This is a genomic window from Paenibacillus sp. FSL R5-0887 (assembly GCF_038002305.1).
GTDB classification, from domain to species: domain Bacteria; phylum Bacillota; class Bacilli; order Paenibacillales; family Paenibacillaceae; genus Paenibacillus_AQ; species Paenibacillus_AQ odorifer.
In genome coordinates this window covers 645,451-665,635 of sequence record NZ_JBBOCE010000001.1, presented here as the reverse complement: position 1 = coordinate 665,635, position 20,185 = coordinate 645,451, and the positions used below count along the sequence as shown (strand labels likewise).

Here is a 20,185-nt window from a genome sequence, read left to right as displayed (position 1 = left end):
AAAATTAAGAAGTAAATACAACTCTACATCTATATTGATTATAAAAAAGAATTGCCATCCTACTCTATCGTATGGTATTATAAATTTCGTCGCAGGACGGTAGCTCAGCGGGAGAGCACTATCTTGACAGGGTAGGGGTCATGGGTTCGAACCCCATCCGTCCTATATCGAAAAAGCCTTATTATATAAGGCTTTTTCTTTTTTTTCGATCATCGATGCCGCTCTATAAATTTGTGAATCTTGCTCTAGGGGACGGATTGGGGACGAAATTTTTCTTCTCATAAAAAAATGGCTATCTTTTTCACAACTCAGGCAGCCCTCTCAATTACTTTAATAAATGTTATCTGGAGAAGCCAACTTCAAAAAGTGTACAGTCAGTATTATGGTAAATCTGTTATGTTGAAGAGAAAAAATGAAAGCTGCACTCTTAACATTTTAGCAACCAGAATTATCACCAATGACCAGCATATAAGCCCCCACCATTAACTGATGGTGCTTATTCATATGTTTTATCGCACCTCTTCTTCAAACTTCTCCCAATCAATAATTATTTGCTTTTGTTCACTTAGCCACTTTTCCAAAAAGGTACGTGTCTCTTTAACCGGATCATACCATTTCCGATTTTATATTTTGGAAATCTATCGTCAAAGAAAAATGTATCTTGAATTGAATTGAATTCCAACTCATACAAGTTCGTTTTTCAGGCTCTGTTGTATCCCAAAATACGTACTTATTATCTAATTCATCAAGTAATTTCTCTATTTTTTCTCGGCAAATTAATAATATTTCCGATTTATCTATATCAATAGTAACTAAATTCTTACCATCACTCATCTCACAAACTCCTTACATCTTCATATAAACGGTACATCAAAGTTTTATTACGAACTCGCTCCAATAATGTCCTCTATTTTAATCCAATCCCAATCCTCGCCATAACGAAACTTAATCTGTCTAAGGTGCTGATCTACTCTCATGACTATCCCATGAATGGATCTGTCCTCATATTCCCCAAACAATGTAATCGTGATGGGACTACAATCCTCTAAAGATTGAGCTAGTACCTATGAGATTTCAGCTAATTCTTGGGGATCTAAATCAGGCTTTGATCGCACCTCTTCATTTAGCGGATCGTCCAGAATCCTATTTTTATGTTCAGGCATTAACATCCGACTTCCCTCCCAAAGACCATTACCTTCAAGTTTCTTACGCTGTTGTGATTTCATTGTCTTCGTCGACTCCCTTAATAACTCTCAATGCTCGTGGCATGTTACCTCTCTGTATTTACCCCTTACTCTTCAAGCGCTCCATGTACACATGTATTACCACTGTAGATGACACCCCTACCTCCCTGGCAAGTTCACGTAATTGGCGGATAGTGAATTATTTTGATCATCTTAATTAATGATCTGAGCATTTCTTTCTCTTTATCCGTTAATGGATTCATGCAATTGCTCCTTTATCACTTGGCTGCCAAGCTAATATATTTACCATTAGAAACAATCTTGGCGCTCCTGTATTTAAGCATGGTGCACGAATCTTTCCGTCCTTTATACCTTAACTTCAATTTTGCGCTGAGTAATTTTGCCAACTTTATCTTAGTAAACAATTTCAACGGTTTACCAATCCGCATATGCACGTTGATAGCCCCCTAAAAATAGAACATATTTTTTTATGATAAAAAGACGTACATTCTTAAAACAACAAGAAACTTATTCACTAATTGGTATAAAGAACAAACTATCATTATTCATTCACTTCATTACATATATAGGAATTTATGTTTAGACAAGTTTGTTATCATATCTATATAATAAGGATAAAAGAACAAAATAAGGGGTGTTAGTAATTATTATGAAAAAGTTAAATTTTTTACTTGTTTTATTTTTATTATTTACTGCGGTACCTGTACATATCGCTTCCGCAAGCACGGAGCCGCGGGTGGTTTATGTTGACCTCGGGGTTGATGGGCAACAAACAAGCAAAATAAGTTTAATAGGTACCGGAACAGGCCATGATTTGAAATTTTACGGTACAGATAAAGCCCTGCTGTTCCACTCCCCAGACTCTGCTTTGAAATTGACTGGAACTTATAAGAATGAAAATACATATAAAAAAATTCGTATGGTTGAAATCACGTTAGATGAAGGCGCAGAATTAACAGGAGCGATCTGGTATGATGATAACAACCCAAGACCAGTAAATAATGTTACCTCCATTAATCCGTTGACAGTCCCCATCCCTTCTGAATTTGGTGAAGATTCCTTACTCGCAGGTAAATTATTTACTAGCGGACAAGGTGCAACTTACCAACTTACTGACGGTGATGATTCTACTAACAAAGTAATTAGCAATACAATTAGATATATTTACCATCATACATTTAGTGAACCTGTATTTGCAGATAAACTATTTGTTAGAAAACAAGGTGACTGGCTTACAGCAACGATTATGTTTGAAGATAACACTCGCATAACTTTCACTCCAGTTGAAGCATTTGCAAAGACTTCTTATTATTACGACATACCTACTCAAAAAAAAGTAAAAGAAATAACGTTTTCTGCGGGACAACTGGGTTCTACTCTAATTGATACAGATTTACGCAAAGCCGAAGTGCCTGAACCAACACCAATACCTACTATTACTCCTGAACCAACAGCTTCTCCATCTCCGACCAGTACACCGGAGCCAACACCGACTACTACGCCTAGCGCTACACCAACAGTGACGCCAAAACCTACAGCAACTCCAGAACAGCCAACAGGCCATCGAGCTATTCTTACTATAACTCTGGTGAATGGAACAGAAAAAGAATATGACCTACCAAATGCTGAAGTGGATGCATTTTTGAACTGGTACGATGCTCGTGATGCAGGCAGAGGTGCAGGATCATATGCTATTGATAAGCATTCAAACAATAAAGGTCCGTTCAGCAAACGTAAAGACTATGTTGTATTCGATAAGATACTTACCTTTGAAGTTAGTGAGTATATTACAACCGAATAAATAGAAAAAATCCCCGCCAATCACTTTAGGTTGACGAGGATTTTTTTATTTTCACAAAATTTAAGTATGTTACCGGCAGTACCAATATTCGCTTCCCTTATATCAGAACAACCTATAGACACTATCTCGACTGCTCAGCTACGCCTGCAAGGATAATCCAAGTAGATATTAATCCTCTAAAGAATTGTCTTTAACTCTTCTTTGGAAGTATTAATCCAAATGAATTTCTGCCTTATAACAAAGCGTGAAACTATCATAAAGTATGTACGCATCATATCGAACACACGATTGCTTAACAAACACGAGTTTTTTCGTAATTGGATTGATTATGTATAAATGGTGAATTTAATATATTTATACCATATATACAAAAAAATGTTTGGACGCAACCCATTTATTGTAATAATCTTATCGAGCTTGTATTGTTATTGGGTTCTCATTCTAAGAAGAAAGGAGAAGTATTATTTTATAAACTTAGTACATAAAATGCTCATTTGATTTATGGAATCCGAAACATTTGATTCGTCGCAGTTCCAACATATATTGAACTAATAAAATCTACAGGAAATTAAGAACTAAAGACATTTTCCTGTCGATAAAAATTATTCAAGGGGTGTATAATGAAAAAACTTTTCTTTCTTACGTTTCTATTAACTTTACTTTTGCCTATAAGTAAGATTCATGCAGAAAGTGTGCCGGAGGACGTATACGACTATCTATCAGGAAAACCATTTGTAATTGCAAATAGCACTATTGAAAATCTTAGTTTTACCGACAATAATAATACCACAGGCACCCAAATGTACAATCATTATACTATTTCCTTTGAGAATCCTATCGATATTTCGGGTTATTCATCTTACTCAGTAGGTGGAATTTATGGGGCAGGTGTTGCAATAATTTTCAATTATGACAATGGAACGAGTAATACTACTGTCGCTGGAGGAAGTGGAGGTTACACAACTTTAGACTTAAAAGGAGTTAAAAAAATAACTCTTGCACGAACTGGTACAGAAGGAAGCCCAGGCTTTTTATATGATTTAAAAGTTTTTGTAAAAAAGACACCAACACCAGTCCTGAATCCTACACTTGATGTGACGATCGAAAAAGAAAAGGTAGGATTAGGTCAAGAGTTCACAGCAGGAGTTTCACTTAAAAATGTAAAAGATATTTATGCCGAAGACTTTGAAATAAAGTATGACAATCAACACCTACAGTATCTTGGATTTGAAGAGGTTGCTGGCTATAAAGTATACAACACACCAACCGACTTAAACGGTACTCTACGTTTTATCGTAGCCAGCAAAGGTGAAGACTACGGGATTAATAAAGACACAGTTATTCTGAAATTGAAGTTCAAGGCGAAAGCCATAGGAACAGCAGTAGTCGATTCCACAAAAGCTAGGATTGCTGATACGGAGCAGGAATATGATCTTGAGAAAGAAAACTGTTTAGAGGACAGCATCATAATTGAAGCAACAGATGTCAACAAATCAGGAGAATTCACCTTGGTTGATCTAGCGATTGACGCCAGATATTTCAAGTATTTGGCGGCGGATGTTGATCCGGTAAAATACAACGCTCAGCAAGCTGGTGATGAGTACGTCAATGACGATGACCTTCTTTATATTGTGGATCAAATATTAAGTAACTCAAACTATTTGCCTAACAGCTAATAAAATAGCCTCCCAACTCTTACCTCCTCTATCCTTAGTAGCCAAGAGCTATAATTGGATGGAGGAGTTTTATATGTTTATAACACCTACACTTATGTTATTACAAACTGCTACCGGACCAATTCAGTCACAGCGATTTTATATATGAACCAAAGATAGATGGGCATCGTTCTTATTTATTCTCAAGAGTCCGGAAACTAATTACATCTCCCATTTGCGGACGATGTTGTTTTAGACGGTGAAGTAGCTTGTATTGGGCCTACAACCGGAGTATCAGATTTCGAATCTGTTATGAGTCGTTTTCAAGCGAAACGAGCTGATAAAATAACTCAACTCACCAAGACACTCCCAGCGTATTACGCCATCTTTGATATCTTAATGTACAAAGATCAGGATCTGCGCGGATTGCCCCTGATGAGCCGTAAGGAGATACTGGCGGGGTTAACTCTACCGTCTGATAGCTTTGGAGTAGCGCCTCACGTTGAAGGTGCTGGAGAGGCATTGTTTGAGCAGATCGAAACTCGCGGTAAAGAAGGCATAGTGGGTAAACGTAAAAATAGCGTATATGAGACTGGCCGCCGTTCTCACGCATGGCAAAAGGTCATCAATTGGACCTATGCTGATGTTTTCATAACCGAATATCGCAAACAAGAATTTGGTTGACTGGCTGCTGTTCCATCCAGTACATCCAGAAAACTACGTCCAGCTGGGATTATTGAACTCGCGCTTCACCAATTCATAAACAGGCATTCAGAGTTGTAGCACCGCAACTAATTAAAGGTGAGGATAAGGAGTTAGTTCATTTAGAACCACGGTTAAGAGCAAAGGTGCGAATGAGGAAGTGGTCTAAATCCGGCATGCTCCAGAGTCCAGTGTTTACGGAGTTCATAGTATAAATAATAAACGCCCGCCGACTATTTAAGGTTGACGGGCTTTTTGCTTTAGGGATTATGGCACTCAATTAGTCTTAGGACATACTTACTATTAAAATCCAATGTTCACTATTTTCATCATTTTTATACAAAATAATACATTATATATATATTTTATTCATACTTAGTGCATATATACATTTTAATCAAATATAATTATAATTTTCCTTGTTACTATATTTTTTAATTGGGAGGATTAACTAATGTTGAAAAAGAAATTGCTTGTAGGGCTCTTCGCTGTTGCTTCGTGTTTCGCTGCAGGATCGACCTCATTCGCAGCAACTGCTCCAATCACAACTCCTGACCCAACTCCAGTATCTAATGTAACGAGTGGACCTACTTTTGAACAAATTATTATTTACATGGATTCAGGAGAACAGAGATACATCCCTGGTGTCCTCCGTGAACTAATTTATAATGATGGAGCCATTATTTTACATGAAAATGGATGGGTTAGTGCCGTTCAATACGGAGCTGCAAATATATTTGCCTATGATGCATTAGGAAACATAAAGTCATTTACAATTCTAGTAGATAGAAATTAATAAAAATATTATAAAAAAAAGCCCGCCAACCAGTGTAAGGTTAGCGGGCTAATTCACTAAATATGTTTACATTTGTATATAAAAACTCGATAATTGGAATATACTCCAAAATAAGGAAAGTAGGTTGAGTTATGAAAAAGAAAATTTTAGCTGGTCTATTAACTGTTGCTACCTGTTTTTCGTTAGGGTCGACCTCTTTTGCTTCCAGTACTTCTACAGTTCCGAATTCGTCACCTTCCGCAAACGAGGTAGTTGCTGCGGGAGAATATTATCAGGCTATTCTTAATCTTAAAGTCGGGGAAGCAATGTGGGTAACAGGGTATGACTTTTGGTACATCCATACGGATGGAAGTATTGAAGTAAGGCAAGATGGATTGATTACAGCTTTGTCTCCGGGGGCAAGCACTGTAGCCGCAGATTTCGGAAATGGAAATACAATGTATTATATAGTTCTTGTTAAGTAATAATCAAAATAAGCCCTCCATTTACTATAGGGAGGGCTTATTTATGCGCACTTTAAACTCGAACCTTCACGAATAAAACGAGTTCCTTTGATCCTAATTGATTCCGGTGTATACCCCTCTACAATTCCGCCATAATCCATAAGATGACCTATTGGATCTGGTTCCAGCCGAAATTATACGGATACCTTTGATTGAGAAAGAGCCGCTGTCAGGAATTCAGCATCGCTCTCTAAGACTTTGTTGTATTACTCATGTCTTCTCACTTTCTCTTCTTTCGATATTTCTTAATCAAATAAAACAAAATAAATCCTAGTAGCACCAAACCAAATATAGTGATCCATAGAGTTGCTGGATTCCCCACAATAAAGTATGTCTCTCTGTATTGAAAATCTTTATTGTTCATCAGTACAAAAACTCCTTGTTCTCCGAACTATCTATTTCTTCGCAACCAATCGTTTTTCTGCTTTAAAGTCCATCTTAATAACTTTATTGTTGTTCATGTAATTATCCCACGAATCATACTTCCAATTAGGTGAAAAGTTATGACTAATCACATCGATGTAAATACGATACTAAGTAAACACTTCCCGCTTCTGGCACATCTTTATTGTAAAGACACTTCTTGCATTGTAGCTGTGGCTCTTGAAGAAAAACGTGGACAAAATTGAGATTAACTCCTGACTGTCCTTGGTGAAGGGGAAGTATCCGATCTTTTTACAACTCCATAACAACTATCCTCCTAATTCTATAATAACTTGGTGTTAAGATGTATAAAGATTCATCATCTTAGATCCCAATGGAGGTAATCCGATTGAACAAGAAAAAGCGGTCCGCTACATTAGTTGTTATCCTGTTTTCAGCTGGTGTGCTTGCAGCCAGTGCGCTGCTCGTCCCCAGCCTGATGAATTCCGTAGTTTTCGCCAAGAACAGTTCGTCAATTCAGGGCAGTAACCAGCTGGCTTTGAGTGAAAGCACGATACCCGTGCTGAAGGTGGAGGCGCCGGCGCCAGTATCCACCATACAACAAGACCTGTATCAACAGATGACAGCAGCGCAAATCCAGCAAATCTATGACTTTATAGACAAGGCAGAAGATCCCCATACTTCAGGTCGGGAAGAAACCGAATCCGAAATCAACCGCAGACAAGTGTTGGACGATAAGTATGTGTATGACGGCCTCCGCCCCAAGCAGCAGCTGCCGTTAAAGGCTGGACAAGCGGATTTGTATCTAGATTTAGAAACCAATACGTACACCTACCCGGAGAGGAGTATGACTGATGAGGAACTGTTACAGCTGATTGACTGGTACTACCGGCTGAATTACTTCGTGTCCAAACGAAATCCGACTGTGCCTCAGCTTCAGCCTCAGAAAATCAGCCAGGTTGAAGCTGAGGCACTGGCCTCTGACAGTGTGCGCAAGCTGTTCGATGCCGACGTGTCCAAGCTAAAAACATCGGGAATGCTGATTGAGCTGGGACTAACCAAACGTCCAACCTGGACAGTTCATTTTGCTCCTTACAAGAATCTTACCCTGCTCGGATCAGGCGAGGTATTCTGGGAATATGATGTGTTGATTAATGCAACAACCGGTGCCGTAGAGGATACGACAGCCATTAATTTGGCACTGAAGAGAACTCCCATCGACGACGACGCAGCCGGCACCATCCAGAAGGATGCCAGTTGGATTCATAAAGCCGTGCAGGTCATCACGGACAAGCAGGGAGAAACAAGAACCATTATCAAAGCTTATCTAACCGATACCGAATTTAACAACAAACGCGGGATGGTGGATGTTAAACTGTTGCTGGAAGATGGAAGTAGCTATACCGCGGAGTTCCGCTATCCTGATCAGACCCTTCGCTGCCTAATCTATGAAGCATCTGACAAATCCAATTAAGCGGAAACGTTACAGAAATACAGCAGTTCGGGGCACCACCGCCACACTGACTTTTTCAAGACCAGTTATTAATGTAATTGTGAGTATTGCGCGATCACCAGATGGTTCTGGTTCAGGTTGATCTGCCTTCTGAGGGGTAGCTGATGCTTCTTTTGAAACTTAACTTTCCATTATTATTCAATGTAGTAACTACATAAAAATTGGTCTTACCGTTAGAAACAGATATATCTAAAAACCTATCTTATTACCAAGAAGCACAGTAGATGAAATATACAACATTAAAGGTTCTGTCTCTAAGAGCAGTATCTGTCGATATGGTGCAGAGGTTACAATTATAGATGAGATCGGATATCCATATGAGTATGGTGTCTGTAAAACAACCTTTCTGTGATGCTTTAAAGTAATTAATATTTATAACTGTCAAACCATTTCATGTGTAGGTATGACTATTGCGCTACACTTCATTCGTATGTTCGAAGGTTCCACCATTTGTAAAATCTAGTGGCCCAAGCATTTCCTACTGTGCATCAAATCTCAGTCGAATGAATAGTACTCAGCAGCCTGAATCTTGTAAATATTAACATTTGATTATAAAATCAAACAAAGGCGGTGTTAACAATGAGATTAGTACTGTTCATGTTGGCTGGAGTAGGCGCGATTTTCTATCTCTCATTAGGAATCATCATTGTAAAGGTAATCCTTACAAGAAAATTACCAAATAATAATTACACTCCATTTGACTACATCACGGCCCAATCTCCTGTTGAGTTTCACGATGAGAAAAAAGAGATAGAAGAAAATGCAGACCATGGTGATGATAAGGACAAAAACATCATTTCATTATCAAAACGACGACCTTCTCTTCCCTGATGCGCAATAGGCTGCTACTTCTTCATAGCCTTTGGGAGCGGATTTCTGTAACCTCCTCTATCCCTTAATGTCATGTATCTTCGTACTACGTTTCACTCAATCATTTTTTGTTAAAATAAATTTAGATTTTGGTAATTTGTTTAGAGAGGAATTAATGATTTGAAAATATCTATCCAAACATTCTTAATCACCATGTCTTTGGTATTTGGAATTATCATCGTACAAAAAAGCCTTCAATTAATTTTTTCATCTTCGGTACTTATTAGATCACTAAATGTTGTAATGATTATTATTCTTTCTGGCTGTATTGGCGCTTTTATAAGAACATTACTTCTGCCAAAAGAGAAATAGGCTGCATTACCGCTAGATAGCCTCTATACTTCGCAATATGCGTCTACTTCGTCATGACCTTTGGAGGGACACTCCTACTCCTTTAATGTTCTGTATCTTCGTACTGTGACATAAAAAAACTCTTACGTTATAATAGTGTTGAATTAAATATTGAAGGGACTGAACTATGCGCAGATATCGATATCTTAACCCCAAAACAAATAGATAATGGAGGTAATATATTGATTACAGAAATACAAACCAAAAGACTAATATTAAGAAAAATGAAATTATCTGACTCTGCTAGTTTGTTTAACATTTGGTCTGATCCTGAGGTTACAAAGTTTATGAATATCAATAGTTTCACTGAGGAAAGCCAAGCAGTAGAAATGATTAAAATTCTTAATAACCTGTCTTTGGAAAGCAAAGCTATTCGTTATTCCATAATTGAGTTAGAATCAAATCGCATAATTGGTTCCTGCGGTTATAATTCTATAGATTCTTCAAACGCTAAAGCAGAGATCGGATACGATATTAGTAAAGATTATTGGGGCAAGGGATATGCTCCTGAGGCCATTCAATCTCTGATGGATTATGCGTTCAACACTTTAAATTTCAACAGGATAGAAGCAAAAGTCGAACCCGAAAACAATAATTCCATCAGAGTTTTGCAAAAGTTAAACTATACATTCGAAGGAACAATGAGAAAGTGCGAAAAGTCCAAAGGAAAGTTTATTGATTTAAGCATTTTCTCAAAATTAGTAACAGAGTAACTTTTAATGGGTGGGCCTACATTTTTATGGTGTAGGCTTTTTATTTACTTCACGTTGCTCAACTCAACTAAATGAATAGTTTGCGGCTACTTCGTCATAGCCTTTGGGAGAAGAGGGATACTCCTACTCGTCTAATGAACTGTATCTTCGTACTGTGTATTAAGTAGAGCAACTGTTGTCACATCCTCCAAACGATGTACACATTCTTCCAGTTTGTACTCACAAAACATAATACGGTAAATGATTTAATCAATAGCAACCTTTTAGTTTATGTCGTAGCTGCTGCTATTCTTGAGGCATTACATAATCTATATGACTTTTTATGTGGCCATCTAGAGCGGTAATCTACTACTACCAAAGCTTTCCCAGGCACACATCATGGCGCAATAATGGATAGATTTACTCTATTGGTCCCTATTAATCATCTATTTTTTATATGGAGCACTTAATTGACCATCTATTGATTACATTGTATAATACAGGTATATTATGTAAAATAAAGGCAGGTGAGGCCGTTGGATGGAAATATCGATTTAGATTTAGATATAAATCTTCTAGATCTTGATCCAGCCGTAAAAGTTCTTAAAATGATATATTCTTTTGAAAGCTGGCCCAATCTTCTAAAACTAGCAGATACCTTTTTCAACCGAATAACTCAAATTTATAATAATTACACACACAATAATGAACTGGAACTAAAACACCAACGACCTTTAATTTATTATTATGGATACAGCTTGCTTATGTTGGGACTAGCCCACAAAGAAATCGAAAATTATGATAAAGCTCGAACTTACATTAAAGCTTACAGTGATTTGAGTTGGTTCAAGGGATTAGATGCTGAAGGATTAAATGAGGTAGCCTATTATAAGTACATATCAGAGCCAAATCTCTTAGAAGTAGAAGTGCTTTCCGGAAATATTCAATTCATAGATCGTTATGTTTCTTTCCTTTTATCCAACACTAAAGAAGTTCTACCGGGACTGATAACTTTGTTAAAGACAGCTACTAATTTCAATTTAAACATTGAATCTCATTTAGAACTTTTCTCTAATAGTATTTCAAAATTTGAGGATACCGCTGCTGATGAAATTATAATAAATTCCTACCAAGAAACTTTTTTTATTAATATGATCAGATATAAAACAAAAATTCAAGATTATAATTCAGCTATCAAATATAGCATGAAATTATTAGATTCTGCTGAGGTCACAAACTCTGATAAAATCTTTAAACAAGCAGTAGTATACTTCGAATCATTACGTTCATATGCTGATGCTACTCAGATTAAAGATTTTGAAGAGAAAATAATAAATTTCAAAGAAAGGGTTGAGTCTCTATGAAAAAATTTGCCGTCTCTTTATTGTTGGTCCTCACCATCGTCAGCATTGCGCCAGCACTGCCAAGTACCTCACCAGTGGTCTTATTCCACGGAGCAGAACATTAATATCAGAAGTACAGCGCGGGTTAGGAGATTGCTCCTAACCTGTTTTTTACGAAGTGAATTATGTAGTTATTGCAATAACATCCTCCATCTTGAACCAATCCCACTCCTCCTCCGACCAGCGGAGTTTAATTCCCTGTTGTTTATCCAGTTTCATCACGATACCTCGTTTTAATATATTCTCCATGGGATCAAACAGAGTGAGTGTAATCGGGCTGTGCTCTTCCATAGAACGATATAACAATATTTCAAAGCGCTCTATCTCCTGTAAATCTAGAATAGGCTTTTCACGACGTTCCTGCTCATTATTGTCATCTATAATCCGGTTTTTATGTTCGGGCAATATCATTCTGCTACACTCCCATACGTTCTCTAATTTTTTCATCATGAAGCTGCCCTCCTAATAATCCGTCCAGTAGTTCGTTTTACTACCATCTATCCTCCATTGGAGTTCTTGTGGCTCTGACTTTCTCTTTTTAAACCTAGGGTCAATCCTTTCCCAGCCTTCAATAATTCGGGCGCTCTCTGGTGGAGTGTGTGGGGTCCATTCTATATATTTTTCGTTAACTAATTCCCTAAGCCCACTAATGATCTTATCTGGTGTCCGTCCACTCTTGATCTCTAACTCCTGTAAAGTTGGCATATGAGCATGATGCACAGCAGAGTGTCGCATGATCATTAGTAGCTTTCGTGCGGTGTCACTAAGCATAGCGCTTTTTTTGCACAGGCTGCCAAGCAAGAATATTAGCCTCCAGAAATACGCGCGGAGCTCCGGTTGATAAGCAAGTTGCGCGAATATATCCTCCACGAATCCCTTTCACATCAATTTTACGTTGAGATATCTTACCTGATTTATCTTGGTACACTATTTCAATGGTTTGACCGATGCTTATTTGCATAATTATTCACCTTCCAAAGATAAGAACATTTGTTTGTATTATAACCAAACGTACGTTCGTTAATCAATGTAAAAATATCCCGCCAGGCATGAATTATTACATACAAAGTCATCGCTCAGGTTTATAATTTGTTCTATAAGCATTTATTGCATTTCCGCAAACAAACTAAGGAGTATGAGTGTTTTTTATGTGTTATAGGGGGAAACGAATATTAGGACCGATGACTGAGGTTGAAGCTATGCGTGAATGGTTTACTCTCTCCGGTACAGTGAAGGAGATTTATATTATTGAGGTAGATGAGAACGATAAGGTAAGACGCCAGATCGGACCCACTAAGAAAAAAAAGAAATAAATATAAAGGGAAAAAACGTAAAAACACCCCGCCGACCTATTAAGGTTGACGAGGCTGTTTTTATTTTTAAAAAGGAAACTGAGTAAGCGAGGCTATTAACAGTACAATCCCAACAATCGAGGATAGCACAGCCATTTTATCTTTAGTTTTCAAATACAATGCCGCTCCATTAAATATTAAAGCTCCGCACATCCCCAGCATAGTCCAAGACACTATCACTTGATCCTGGCCGCGGAAAAATGTGATTCCCAGAATGATTGTTGCTGCACTGAATAAAATACCGCATACTCTTAGTACTTTCAGCAAAATGATCACCTCCGAAAAATAAAACACGCTAATCTAATATATTGGTTCCGCCATAAATTATAATTCATAGATTACTATTCCTATATCTGGTAGAATTAACTAGCAATTATTAGCAGATTTAGGGGGATATCAGATTGAACAAAAAAGCTTTTTTATGTATCGTGGCAACTATTGTAATCCTTTCAGGATGTGGTAGTTCCACAACAAATTCAGAGAAAAAAAATACAACGTCTACAGGAGTTACACCGTCCGAAGCAACAGCCAGTCCTTCAGAGCCCACTCCTGAGCCAAAAAAGAAACTTACAGCTTCCGAGAAACTGGCTCTCAACTATGTGGAGATTTTCCTCAATGGTTCAGATATCGAAGCGAAAAAGAAATTCGTATCCGAAAATATACTTCCAGATGTACAACCCATTTTCCAAATGGCTGAATCTACTGAGACACCCGAGAATAATAAACTTAAGAACCCTACAGTAATTGAAACAGCTGATTATACGGACAAAGATGGCGGAAAAGATAAACTCGTGCTTATCCAAGGTGAGAAGTCTTCCTCCAATAGCGAACTTATCATTTTTATTAAAGATGACAAAGTTGGTTGGGGGTATTCGTCTAATGACAAAGATAAGGATGCATTTAACGAAGTGAGGAAACTCTTCAAGGAACCTGTAATTAATACTTCAGATTCAGGTAATGCAGGTACAACTGAACAGTCTCCTGAAGCGATGCTTAAAGAAATCAGTAATTTTGTCGTTTCAGATATTTGGAATGATGGATTTGTTGATATCAGCTGGTATGCAGGTTCTGGAACTGGCTCTACGGGTCAAACAATAGATATAGATTTTACAATCGAGCAATTAGGAAAAGCGATGAACCAAAAAATGGAGTACGATAATTATATCAACAACCTTGATGCAAAATATGATTCAATTAAAAGCATCTGGGCTAAGCTCTCAAGTGAGATGGATCGTATGTACAAACAAATCCAAGATACGCCTCCTATTGCAAATGATGCAACCACCAAAATAGATACAGGAATATTCACCCAGTACTTGGAAGCCTTTACTGATGAGGTTAACAAATTACCTAATACTTAGATTAAAAAATAACGTCCCTGCCGGCCGCCACGGTTAGCAGGGATTTTGTTCGGCTTTAATGGCTTGCGACTCAAAATAGTAATCCACCAGCGCATAGATGAAACCAGCAATACCGAAAAAAATAATAGCTGTACTACTATTCAAATGGTATTCCCGTATAAAGCGTTCATCGTACACCTCGTAAAAGAAACCATATCCCGCAATACCACTCAATAAGAATATCATTATGCGGTTTACTAAAGGATTAACTATCTTTCGAATAACCCATGATAAAGGAAGCAGTATAACCGGGTAAAGAAGAACTGAAAAGAGGAACACCAGAAAAATAAAAGCAAACCCAATGTTTTGAAAACCGTAATATTCTGTTGTACTTATTTTAGTTCCTTCCCAAAGCTCCAATCCAAAGGCTGCCAGGGTGAATAAAATCGTCGAAATAAACCATAACATTATAGGCTTAACTGCACGCAAAACAATCCCACCATCTTTATGCTTTTTATACTTACAGCCGATTTTTCAAATCATCATTTCGCACTTGGTTTAGATGGATTACCTTTTTACCTTGCTGAATAATTCTTGCATGTAATCTTCCGTCATGTATTCTCTAAACTCTTTATCTAATAAGTCTATTTCATCTTGATTTATCCATTGGTAGTTAAAAATAGTCCCACAGTCTTCACCTTCTCCTTCTCCAGTGAAGCTCCACTTTTCAGGTAATCTCGTTTCTGGAATTAGAAGGTAGTCATGTCTTTCGACATTCGCATCTATAAAATCCTTATAATAATATTGTGTGCCTATTTTCTTTACTAATTTAAATTGTTTAAGTCCACTTTCTTCTTGAATTTCCCTGAATAACGCTTCTTCTTCTGTTTCCCCGGCATCGACATTTCCACCTACTAATCTAAAGGGTACTTCTGGTTCATTAAGATAGACTAATAAAGTCTTTTCTCCAACTTCATTGTCTTGCAAAATAAATCCGTATACCTTCTTTCTAATCGGTTTTCCTATCTTCATCGTGACACCTCATATCTTCAACATCTCTTCTGGGACTAAGTGGCTCTTCTAATATTGTTTTTCGATCTCCACACTATTTTTTTGTGCCCATTTATTTAATAGTGTAAAAATATCTTTTGCTTCATCCTTATTTACCTGTATCGTAATTATTTTTTTCTTTTTTCGAGCCGGAATTATATGAAAAAATATTGAAATAGGATTATGAATCACAATTTTTTTCAAGGAACCACACGTAATATTTGTTTCACCAATTACTACACTATCATCTAGTACTTCAAGTTTATGCTTTTCCTTTTGACTTTTTAACGAAATAAATAGAAAAGGAAAAACTGGCAGGACAAAAAATAAATAATAATAAACACTAAGATCAAAAAACACATTCAAACCTACGTATAAAGCATTGGCTAATAAACAATATGAAGTTAAATAAGGATATTTTTTACTATGAGGAAAAGTTACCAGCATTCTATTGCTATTATTTGTGTCCAACATACTTACACCTCTATTCATCACCTTAATTATTTCACTTTGGATAATTATATCATTAATTCCCATATATTATAGTTATGATTTCCCTTTGGAAGGGTTAATTGTCTTTGTAATATGGGTAATCCATCTTCACTTAGTCTGAATCCATGTTATAAAATCAGTATCGAATCTAAGTTTTCGAGTGGATAACCCTCCAGGGATAAATATCAAATCATAGGCTGACAGATCAGGGGAAACCTGGTTTATTTTCAACGTCAATCCTCGATCATCCGTGACTTCTTCCTTGTTGGAACAAAAATCCCACGATACATTTTCTATCGCCTTTAGAACTCCCATCCGGGTAACCGCATCGTAAAAACCAACAAAATCTAACGTGGTCATCCCATCAAATAGAATATAAGCCATCCTCATCATTTTCATTCTACACACTCCTTCGATACTTTTCGGCGAAATTCATTGGGGGTGATCCCGTATTCATTTTTAAAAACACGATAGAAAGAACGCAAACTGTTGAATCCGGAATCAAACGCGATATCCGTGACCGGATGGGTAGTGGATAACAGCAGCATATGAGCAAAGGCTACCCGTTGGCCATTGATGTAATCACGAAATGAAATGTGAAACTGCTCAGAAAAGATTCGGGAAATGATAAATTTACTAATGCCAAGCTCTCTTGAAAGCGTATTCAGATTTATGTGATCTAAAAAATGCATGTCGATGTAAGCTAGGATTTTGGGGACGAGATCCATTTCTTTTTTGTAGTCTACTTTTTTCATTAGCAGTAACGGCAGCGCGTGCCCTAATACTACAGAGGTATAAGCCTTGAGCAGACGAACATCACATTGTTCAATATATAGTTTATACAAGGTTGCCAACAGATCTTGAAGCACCTTTTGTTTCGTAACTATAGGGTTATCCGGAACATGATTAAGCAAATCCCCTGCAAAATCCCCCGGAAAAGTGGCGTCAAAAAAGAACAGCAGGATCTGGCTTTTCTCTAGAGTTTTGTAGCTGTGAGGTTGATTGGAAAAAATAATCGCTATGTCTCCTTCAGACAAATCATACTCTTTTCCATTGATGTTGATATTGATTTTGCCGGACAAAACCATTGTTATCTCTACATTTTTGTGTAGATGAAGAGGATAAGTGTTATTGGTAGAAATAAAGGAGTGAAACGCCTGGTCACGATGCTGATATTTAATATTCATGTTTTTCTCCCTGTCGTCATGGAATGCCAAGCACTATAGCTGCTGTAATACTAAGAACATAATATGAATTTGTTCGTTTACGCAAGAACCAAAGAGCAATAGTTGGCACAAAAAAAGATTTTTTTGGCAGGTAAATACGCCCTAAAAGTTTTAAAGTATTACCAGTAAGCTGCTTGTCGCAGACCAGTATCATTTCACTGAGAGGAGGAAGTATAACAGGAACAGCATTCAGCGATAAGACTGTATCCATGTTATACGTCAAAAAGATGAAATGGAAGAGTAAAAAATCAGGTAAGGTTATAGGTGTCTTATTGAGTTTTTCGGTAGCGTTTTCATTTTTAGGAGGTCACACACTTGCAGCTTCAGGGCAGGCAGACGGAGACAAAAGTTTTGCGGGTGCCTCTATTCTTGCTTTTCCTGGCGCGGAAGGTGGCGGCGCCTATACAAGCGGTGGTCGAGGGGGCGATGTATACATCGTAACTACCCTTGAAGATTACGCTGTAAAAGACAAACCGATTGCAGGGTCCCTTCGCTACGGGATTTTATCTACGCCTAAAGAGGGTCGTACCATTGTTTTTCATGTTTCCGGAACGATTGAACTGAAGAGCACGTTAAGTCTCAATAATATTAAAAACCTGACCATCGCTGGGCAAACCGCTCCAGGCAACGGAATTACCATTGCAGGTTGGGATACCAATATCAGCAATTCAGAGAATATCATTATTCGGTACACCGCTTTCCGTCCGGGTGCCACTAATGTGTATAATGGCAGTGATTCAATGGATGCGCTTTGGGGGAGAGACAACAACTACTTCCTCATTGACCATTGTTCCTTCAGTTGGAACACAGATGAAACTCTATCTTTATATAGAGGCGAAAATGGCACGATCCAGTGGTCCATTATTTCCGAAAGTCTGACTCTATCCGGGCATTCCAAAGGAAGACATGGCTACGGCGGTATTTCAGGCGGAGACAAAACAACATTCCATCACAATCTGTATGCGAACCATACCTCGCGAAATCCAAGACTAGGCGGCGGTTACGCAGGTGCTGCAGATGCTGATCATGTGGCGGTTGTTCAGTTCTCGAACAATGTAATTTACAATTGGGGCTTTAACGGCACTTATGGCGGAGGTTTTACTTTTACTAACTTTATGAACAATATCGAAATTGCCGGCCCAGGTACAAGAGATAATGTAACTAACCGAGTGATTGATGCCGGTGAAGCTACCAAGCTGGGCGGTTTCTATATTACTGGAAACAGAATTAACGGTAAGCTCACAGGCTTACTGAATGATTCTTCAGATTATGTGAAATTTTCTGGCGTACAGAGTGGTGAACAAAAGACGACCCTTGCAGCCACACCATATCTTTCCGCGGACAGTACTGGAGTTAACCATGGTATTACCAATAAAGCATTTGATAATTATGTTAAGTCCGGCGTAAAGCAAGCGAATGAATCACTATTAAAAAGCATTCTGCAACAAGCGGGCGCTACCTATCCACGTCGCGATGCTATCGATGCAAGAATTGTGGCAGAAGTCGAGCAGAACTCGGGAAGATATATCAACACTGAACATGAAGTCGGGGGTTACATTTCAGACTTTGGCGTCATTGAGGCACAATATGATAAGCAATTTGACACTAATAAAAATGGAATAGACGACAAGTGGGAAAAGAAAAATAAAATCTGGGGCAGCAAGGATGCATACAAAACGGTTACTAAAAATGGTTACACCTGGCTTGAGCTTTATATTAACGGCCTAGTTGATATGAAACACGTCGCCGAAAACCCTGATGCTAAGCTTTTAGCGCCAGAAAACAATGCACAATTTGTTACCGGGAAAGAGGTCGTAGTTAAAATCAATGCTTCCCCTAGATCCGGAAACAAAATAAAAAAAGTTGCTGTATATAATGGTTCTAAATATCTTGGGGAAGCAGTCAAAAAAGGCAACACATACACATACACCCTCAAGAATTTAACGGATGCTTCATACTATATTTCTGCAAGAGTGACCGATACCCAAGGAAATGAGACGCAGACCACAGCCACTAACATCCACATCAATGCTGCTACCTCTTCCCTGGCTGGAAAGGGTTGGACTACAGCAGATATCGGTGATCCGAACATTAAGGGTTCCGGAAGTATGACAAATGATGTGCTTACCGTTAAAGGCAACGGAAAGCTTGGAAAAAGTGAAGGTGGCACAGAACGATCCGAAGCAAACAATGCAACCAAAGATGACTTCCACTTCGTGTATAAAGAAATGAACGGAGATATGGAATTTACCGCGAAGCTCGAAGAAATCGGGGCCGTTGACAACCATGCCTTCACCGGGCTAATGATCCGCGATGACTTGAATAAAGACAGCGCCGCGGCGGCCCTTGGTATCTCCTATGTGAAGTTGTCCAAAGAGACCAGCTGGTCATCTTATCTGACGGGCAGAAACATTAAGGGCGGAGGATTTGATGAATTAACTGAAACTTTAGACAGCGTATCTGCTGCTGAAAAAGCTGGCATTCAACTTGTTTCAGATATTCCATTTAAAATTAATGGTGTGGAGCAAGGGTATTGGCTCAAGCTTGGCCGTAAGGGAGATGTTTTCTATGCTTACGGATCAACGGACGGAAAAGACTGGAAGCTAATTGGCGAGCGAACTATTGTTATGGAGGGTTCGGTATATGTCGGATTCGCCGTTGACAGCAATGATGTCGCCAATAAGATTGAGCAACTAAACTATGCTAAGTTCTCTAACCTTACTGTGGAGAATACATTCACTCCAATAGGTGACTCAGCGATAAATAAATAGCGTCTGTTCATCTCCACAGTTCCAAAAAGACGGAAGCCAGTAAAGCGGCTTCCGTCCTTTTATTGCTATCCAATTGGAC

22 protein-coding genes, 1 tRNA gene and 1 pseudogene are annotated in these 20,185 nt (G+C 38.1%); 13 read left to right on the top strand and 11 right to left on the bottom strand.

The features are described from left to right. Positions 1-93 precede the first annotated feature (93 nt). Positions 94-165: transfer RNA gene (locus MKY14_RS02985), tRNA-Val, on the top strand. Positions 166-606: 441 nt separating this feature from the next. On the opposite strand, the gene MKY14_RS02980 is transcribed toward MKY14_RS02985, so the two are convergent. The 3 genes and pseudogenes from MKY14_RS02980 to MKY14_RS02975 form a co-directional block, all read right to left on the bottom strand. Continuing rightward, positions 607-834, bottom strand: coding sequence for a group-specific protein (locus MKY14_RS02980; protein ID WP_340012416.1), 228 nt, complete (start codon positions 832-834; stop codon positions 607-609). A 47-nt stretch (positions 835-881) separates the two neighbouring features. Then, positions 882-1,049: pseudogene (locus MKY14_RS30760) on the bottom strand (YolD-like family protein); the annotation flags it as partial. 15 nt (positions 1,050-1,064) lie between these two features. Then, complete coding sequence (locus MKY14_RS02975; protein WP_143763934.1) at positions 1,065-1,226, bottom strand: YolD-like family protein; 162 nt, start codon at positions 1,224-1,226, stop codon at positions 1,065-1,067. A 628-nt stretch (positions 1,227-1,854) separates the two neighbouring features. Between MKY14_RS02975 and MKY14_RS02970 the strand changes: the two genes are divergently transcribed. From MKY14_RS02970 to MKY14_RS02930, 9 genes are all read left to right on the top strand, one after another. Next, positions 1,855-3,006 (top strand): hypothetical protein, encoded by a 1,152-nt coding sequence (locus tag MKY14_RS02970; RefSeq protein WP_076305218.1) that lies wholly within the window; start codon positions 1,855-1,857, stop codon positions 3,004-3,006. 620 nt (positions 3,007-3,626) lie between these two features. After that, positions 3,627-4,682 (top strand): cohesin domain-containing protein, encoded by a 1,056-nt coding sequence (locus MKY14_RS02965; protein WP_340975756.1) that lies wholly within the window; start codon positions 3,627-3,629, stop codon positions 4,680-4,682. 252 nt (positions 4,683-4,934) lie between these two features. Beyond that, complete coding sequence (locus tag MKY14_RS02960) at positions 4,935-5,345, top strand: ATP-dependent DNA ligase (RefSeq protein WP_340977014.1); 411 nt, start codon at positions 4,935-4,937, stop codon at positions 5,343-5,345. Positions 5,346-5,817: 472 nt separating this feature from the next. Beyond that, on the top strand, positions 5,818-6,159 hold the full coding sequence (locus tag MKY14_RS02955) for a hypothetical protein (RefSeq protein WP_076305220.1): 342 nt from the start codon (positions 5,818-5,820) through the stop codon (positions 6,157-6,159). A gap of 131 nt (positions 6,160-6,290) precedes the next feature. Continuing rightward, positions 6,291-6,623 (top strand): hypothetical protein, encoded by a 333-nt coding sequence (locus tag MKY14_RS02950; protein ID WP_076305221.1) that lies wholly within the window; start codon positions 6,291-6,293, stop codon positions 6,621-6,623. 811 nt (positions 6,624-7,434) lie between these two features. Beyond that, a complete protein-coding gene (locus tag MKY14_RS02945) occupies positions 7,435-8,520 on the top strand; it encodes a hypothetical protein (RefSeq protein WP_340975754.1) in 1,086 nt (361 codons plus the stop codon). 618 nt (positions 8,521-9,138) lie between these two features. Continuing rightward, a complete protein-coding gene (locus MKY14_RS02940; RefSeq protein ID WP_036686019.1) occupies positions 9,139-9,390 on the top strand; it encodes a DUF3951 domain-containing protein in 252 nt (83 codons plus the stop codon). A gap of 572 nt (positions 9,391-9,962) precedes the next feature. After that, a complete protein-coding gene (locus tag MKY14_RS02935; protein WP_076183325.1) occupies positions 9,963-10,493 on the top strand; it encodes a GNAT family N-acetyltransferase in 531 nt (176 codons plus the stop codon). A gap of 515 nt (positions 10,494-11,008) precedes the next feature. Beyond that, on the top strand, positions 11,009-11,836 hold the full coding sequence (locus MKY14_RS02930) for a hypothetical protein (protein ID WP_076130554.1): 828 nt from the start codon (positions 11,009-11,011) through the stop codon (positions 11,834-11,836). Between the two features lie 162 nt (positions 11,837-11,998). Here the strand turns inward: MKY14_RS02930 and MKY14_RS02925 are convergent, their stop codons facing one another. Both MKY14_RS02925 and MKY14_RS02920 read right to left on the bottom strand, forming a co-directional pair. Beyond that, entirely contained in the window at positions 11,999-12,325 is a 327-nt protein-coding gene (locus tag MKY14_RS02925) for a YolD-like family protein (protein ID WP_076130555.1), read from the bottom strand. Between the two features lie 313 nt (positions 12,326-12,638). Continuing rightward, on the bottom strand, positions 12,639-12,836 hold the full coding sequence (locus tag MKY14_RS02920; RefSeq protein WP_282579736.1) for a hypothetical protein: 198 nt from the start codon (positions 12,834-12,836) through the stop codon (positions 12,639-12,641). Positions 12,837-13,023: 187 nt separating this feature from the next. Here MKY14_RS02920 and MKY14_RS02915 point away from each other — a divergent pair, with 187 nt between their 5' ends. After that, positions 13,024-13,188, top strand: coding sequence for a hypothetical protein (locus MKY14_RS02915; protein WP_340975750.1), 165 nt, complete (start codon positions 13,024-13,026; stop codon positions 13,186-13,188). A 66-nt stretch (positions 13,189-13,254) separates the two neighbouring features. Here the strand turns inward: MKY14_RS02915 and MKY14_RS02910 are convergent, their stop codons facing one another. Continuing rightward, positions 13,255-13,494 (bottom strand): hypothetical protein, encoded by a 240-nt coding sequence (locus MKY14_RS02910; RefSeq protein WP_076130558.1) that lies wholly within the window; start codon positions 13,492-13,494, stop codon positions 13,255-13,257. Between the two features lie 134 nt (positions 13,495-13,628). Between MKY14_RS02910 and MKY14_RS02905 the strand changes: the two genes are divergently transcribed. Then, a complete protein-coding gene (locus tag MKY14_RS02905; protein ID WP_081391948.1) occupies positions 13,629-14,588 on the top strand; it encodes a hypothetical protein in 960 nt (319 codons plus the stop codon). A gap of 33 nt (positions 14,589-14,621) precedes the next feature. On the opposite strand, the gene MKY14_RS02900 is transcribed toward MKY14_RS02905, so the two are convergent. The 5 genes from MKY14_RS02900 to MKY14_RS02880 form a co-directional block, all read right to left on the bottom strand. Then, positions 14,622-15,056, bottom strand: a complete 435-nt coding sequence (locus MKY14_RS02900; RefSeq protein WP_081386269.1) for a hypothetical protein — start codon at positions 15,054-15,056, stop codon at positions 14,622-14,624. A gap of 78 nt (positions 15,057-15,134) precedes the next feature. Continuing rightward, complete coding sequence (locus MKY14_RS02895; RefSeq protein ID WP_076183322.1) at positions 15,135-15,599, bottom strand: NUDIX domain-containing protein; 465 nt, start codon at positions 15,597-15,599, stop codon at positions 15,135-15,137. A gap of 48 nt (positions 15,600-15,647) precedes the next feature. Further along, complete coding sequence (locus tag MKY14_RS02890; protein WP_339173492.1) at positions 15,648-16,091, bottom strand: hypothetical protein; 444 nt, start codon at positions 16,089-16,091, stop codon at positions 15,648-15,650. 126 nt (positions 16,092-16,217) lie between these two features. Then, the gene (locus MKY14_RS02885; protein ID WP_248548057.1) at positions 16,218-16,508 is read right to left on the bottom strand and encodes a DJ-1/PfpI family protein; all 291 of its coding nucleotides are present in this window, start codon (positions 16,506-16,508) and stop codon (positions 16,218-16,220) included. Next, positions 16,505-17,296 (bottom strand): AraC family transcriptional regulator, encoded by a 792-nt coding sequence (locus tag MKY14_RS02880; RefSeq protein ID WP_340975748.1) that lies wholly within the window; start codon positions 17,294-17,296, stop codon positions 16,505-16,507. Before MKY14_RS02880 ends, MKY14_RS02885 begins: the two co-directional genes overlap by 4 nt. A 311-nt stretch (positions 17,297-17,607) precedes the next feature. Here MKY14_RS02880 and MKY14_RS02875 point away from each other — a divergent pair, with 311 nt between their 5' ends. Next, positions 17,608-20,106: an Ig-like domain-containing protein gene (locus tag MKY14_RS02875; RefSeq protein WP_340975747.1), complete on the top strand. Its 2,499-nt coding sequence runs from the start codon at positions 17,608-17,610 to the stop codon at positions 20,104-20,106. The last annotated feature ends 79 nt before the right edge of the window (positions 20,107-20,185 follow it).

Excerpts from the sequence above, each read along its gene's own strand:
- MKY14_RS02980 (WP_340012416.1), bottom strand. The coding sequence starts at position 834 with ATGAGTGATGGTAAGAATTTAGTTACTATTGATATAGATAAATCGGAA.
- MKY14_RS02975 (WP_143763934.1), bottom strand. The coding sequence starts at position 1,226 with ATGAAATCACAACAGCGTAAGAAACTTGAAGGTAATGGTCTTTGGGAG.
- MKY14_RS02970 (WP_076305218.1), top strand. The coding sequence starts at position 1,855 with ATGAAAAAGTTAAATTTTTTACTTGTTTTATTTTTATTATTTACTGCG.
- MKY14_RS02965 (WP_340975756.1), top strand. The coding sequence starts at position 3,627 with ATGAAAAAACTTTTCTTTCTTACGTTTCTATTAACTTTACTTTTGCCT.
- MKY14_RS02955 (WP_076305220.1), top strand. The coding sequence starts at position 5,818 with ATGTTGAAAAAGAAATTGCTTGTAGGGCTCTTCGCTGTTGCTTCGTGT.
- MKY14_RS02950 (WP_076305221.1), top strand. The coding sequence starts at position 6,291 with ATGAAAAAGAAAATTTTAGCTGGTCTATTAACTGTTGCTACCTGTTTT.
- MKY14_RS02940 (WP_036686019.1), top strand. The coding sequence starts at position 9,139 with ATGAGATTAGTACTGTTCATGTTGGCTGGAGTAGGCGCGATTTTCTAT.
- MKY14_RS02925 (WP_076130555.1), bottom strand. The coding sequence starts at position 12,325 with ATGATGAAAAAATTAGAGAACGTATGGGAGTGTAGCAGAATGATATTG.
- MKY14_RS02920 (WP_282579736.1), bottom strand. The coding sequence starts at position 12,836 with ATGCAAATAAGCATCGGTCAAACCATTGAAATAGTGTACCAAGATAAA.
- MKY14_RS02915 (WP_340975750.1), top strand. The coding sequence starts at position 13,024 with ATGTGTTATAGGGGGAAACGAATATTAGGACCGATGACTGAGGTTGAA.
- MKY14_RS02895 (WP_076183322.1), bottom strand. The coding sequence starts at position 15,599 with ATGAAGATAGGAAAACCGATTAGAAAGAAGGTATACGGATTTATTTTG.
- MKY14_RS02890 (WP_339173492.1), bottom strand. The coding sequence starts at position 16,091 with ATGTTGGACACAAATAATAGCAATAGAATGCTGGTAACTTTTCCTCAT.
- MKY14_RS02885 (WP_248548057.1), bottom strand. The coding sequence starts at position 16,508 with ATGAAAATGATGAGGATGGCTTATATTCTATTTGATGGGATGACCACG.
- MKY14_RS02880 (WP_340975748.1), bottom strand. The coding sequence starts at position 17,296 with ATGAATATTAAATATCAGCATCGTGACCAGGCGTTTCACTCCTTTATT.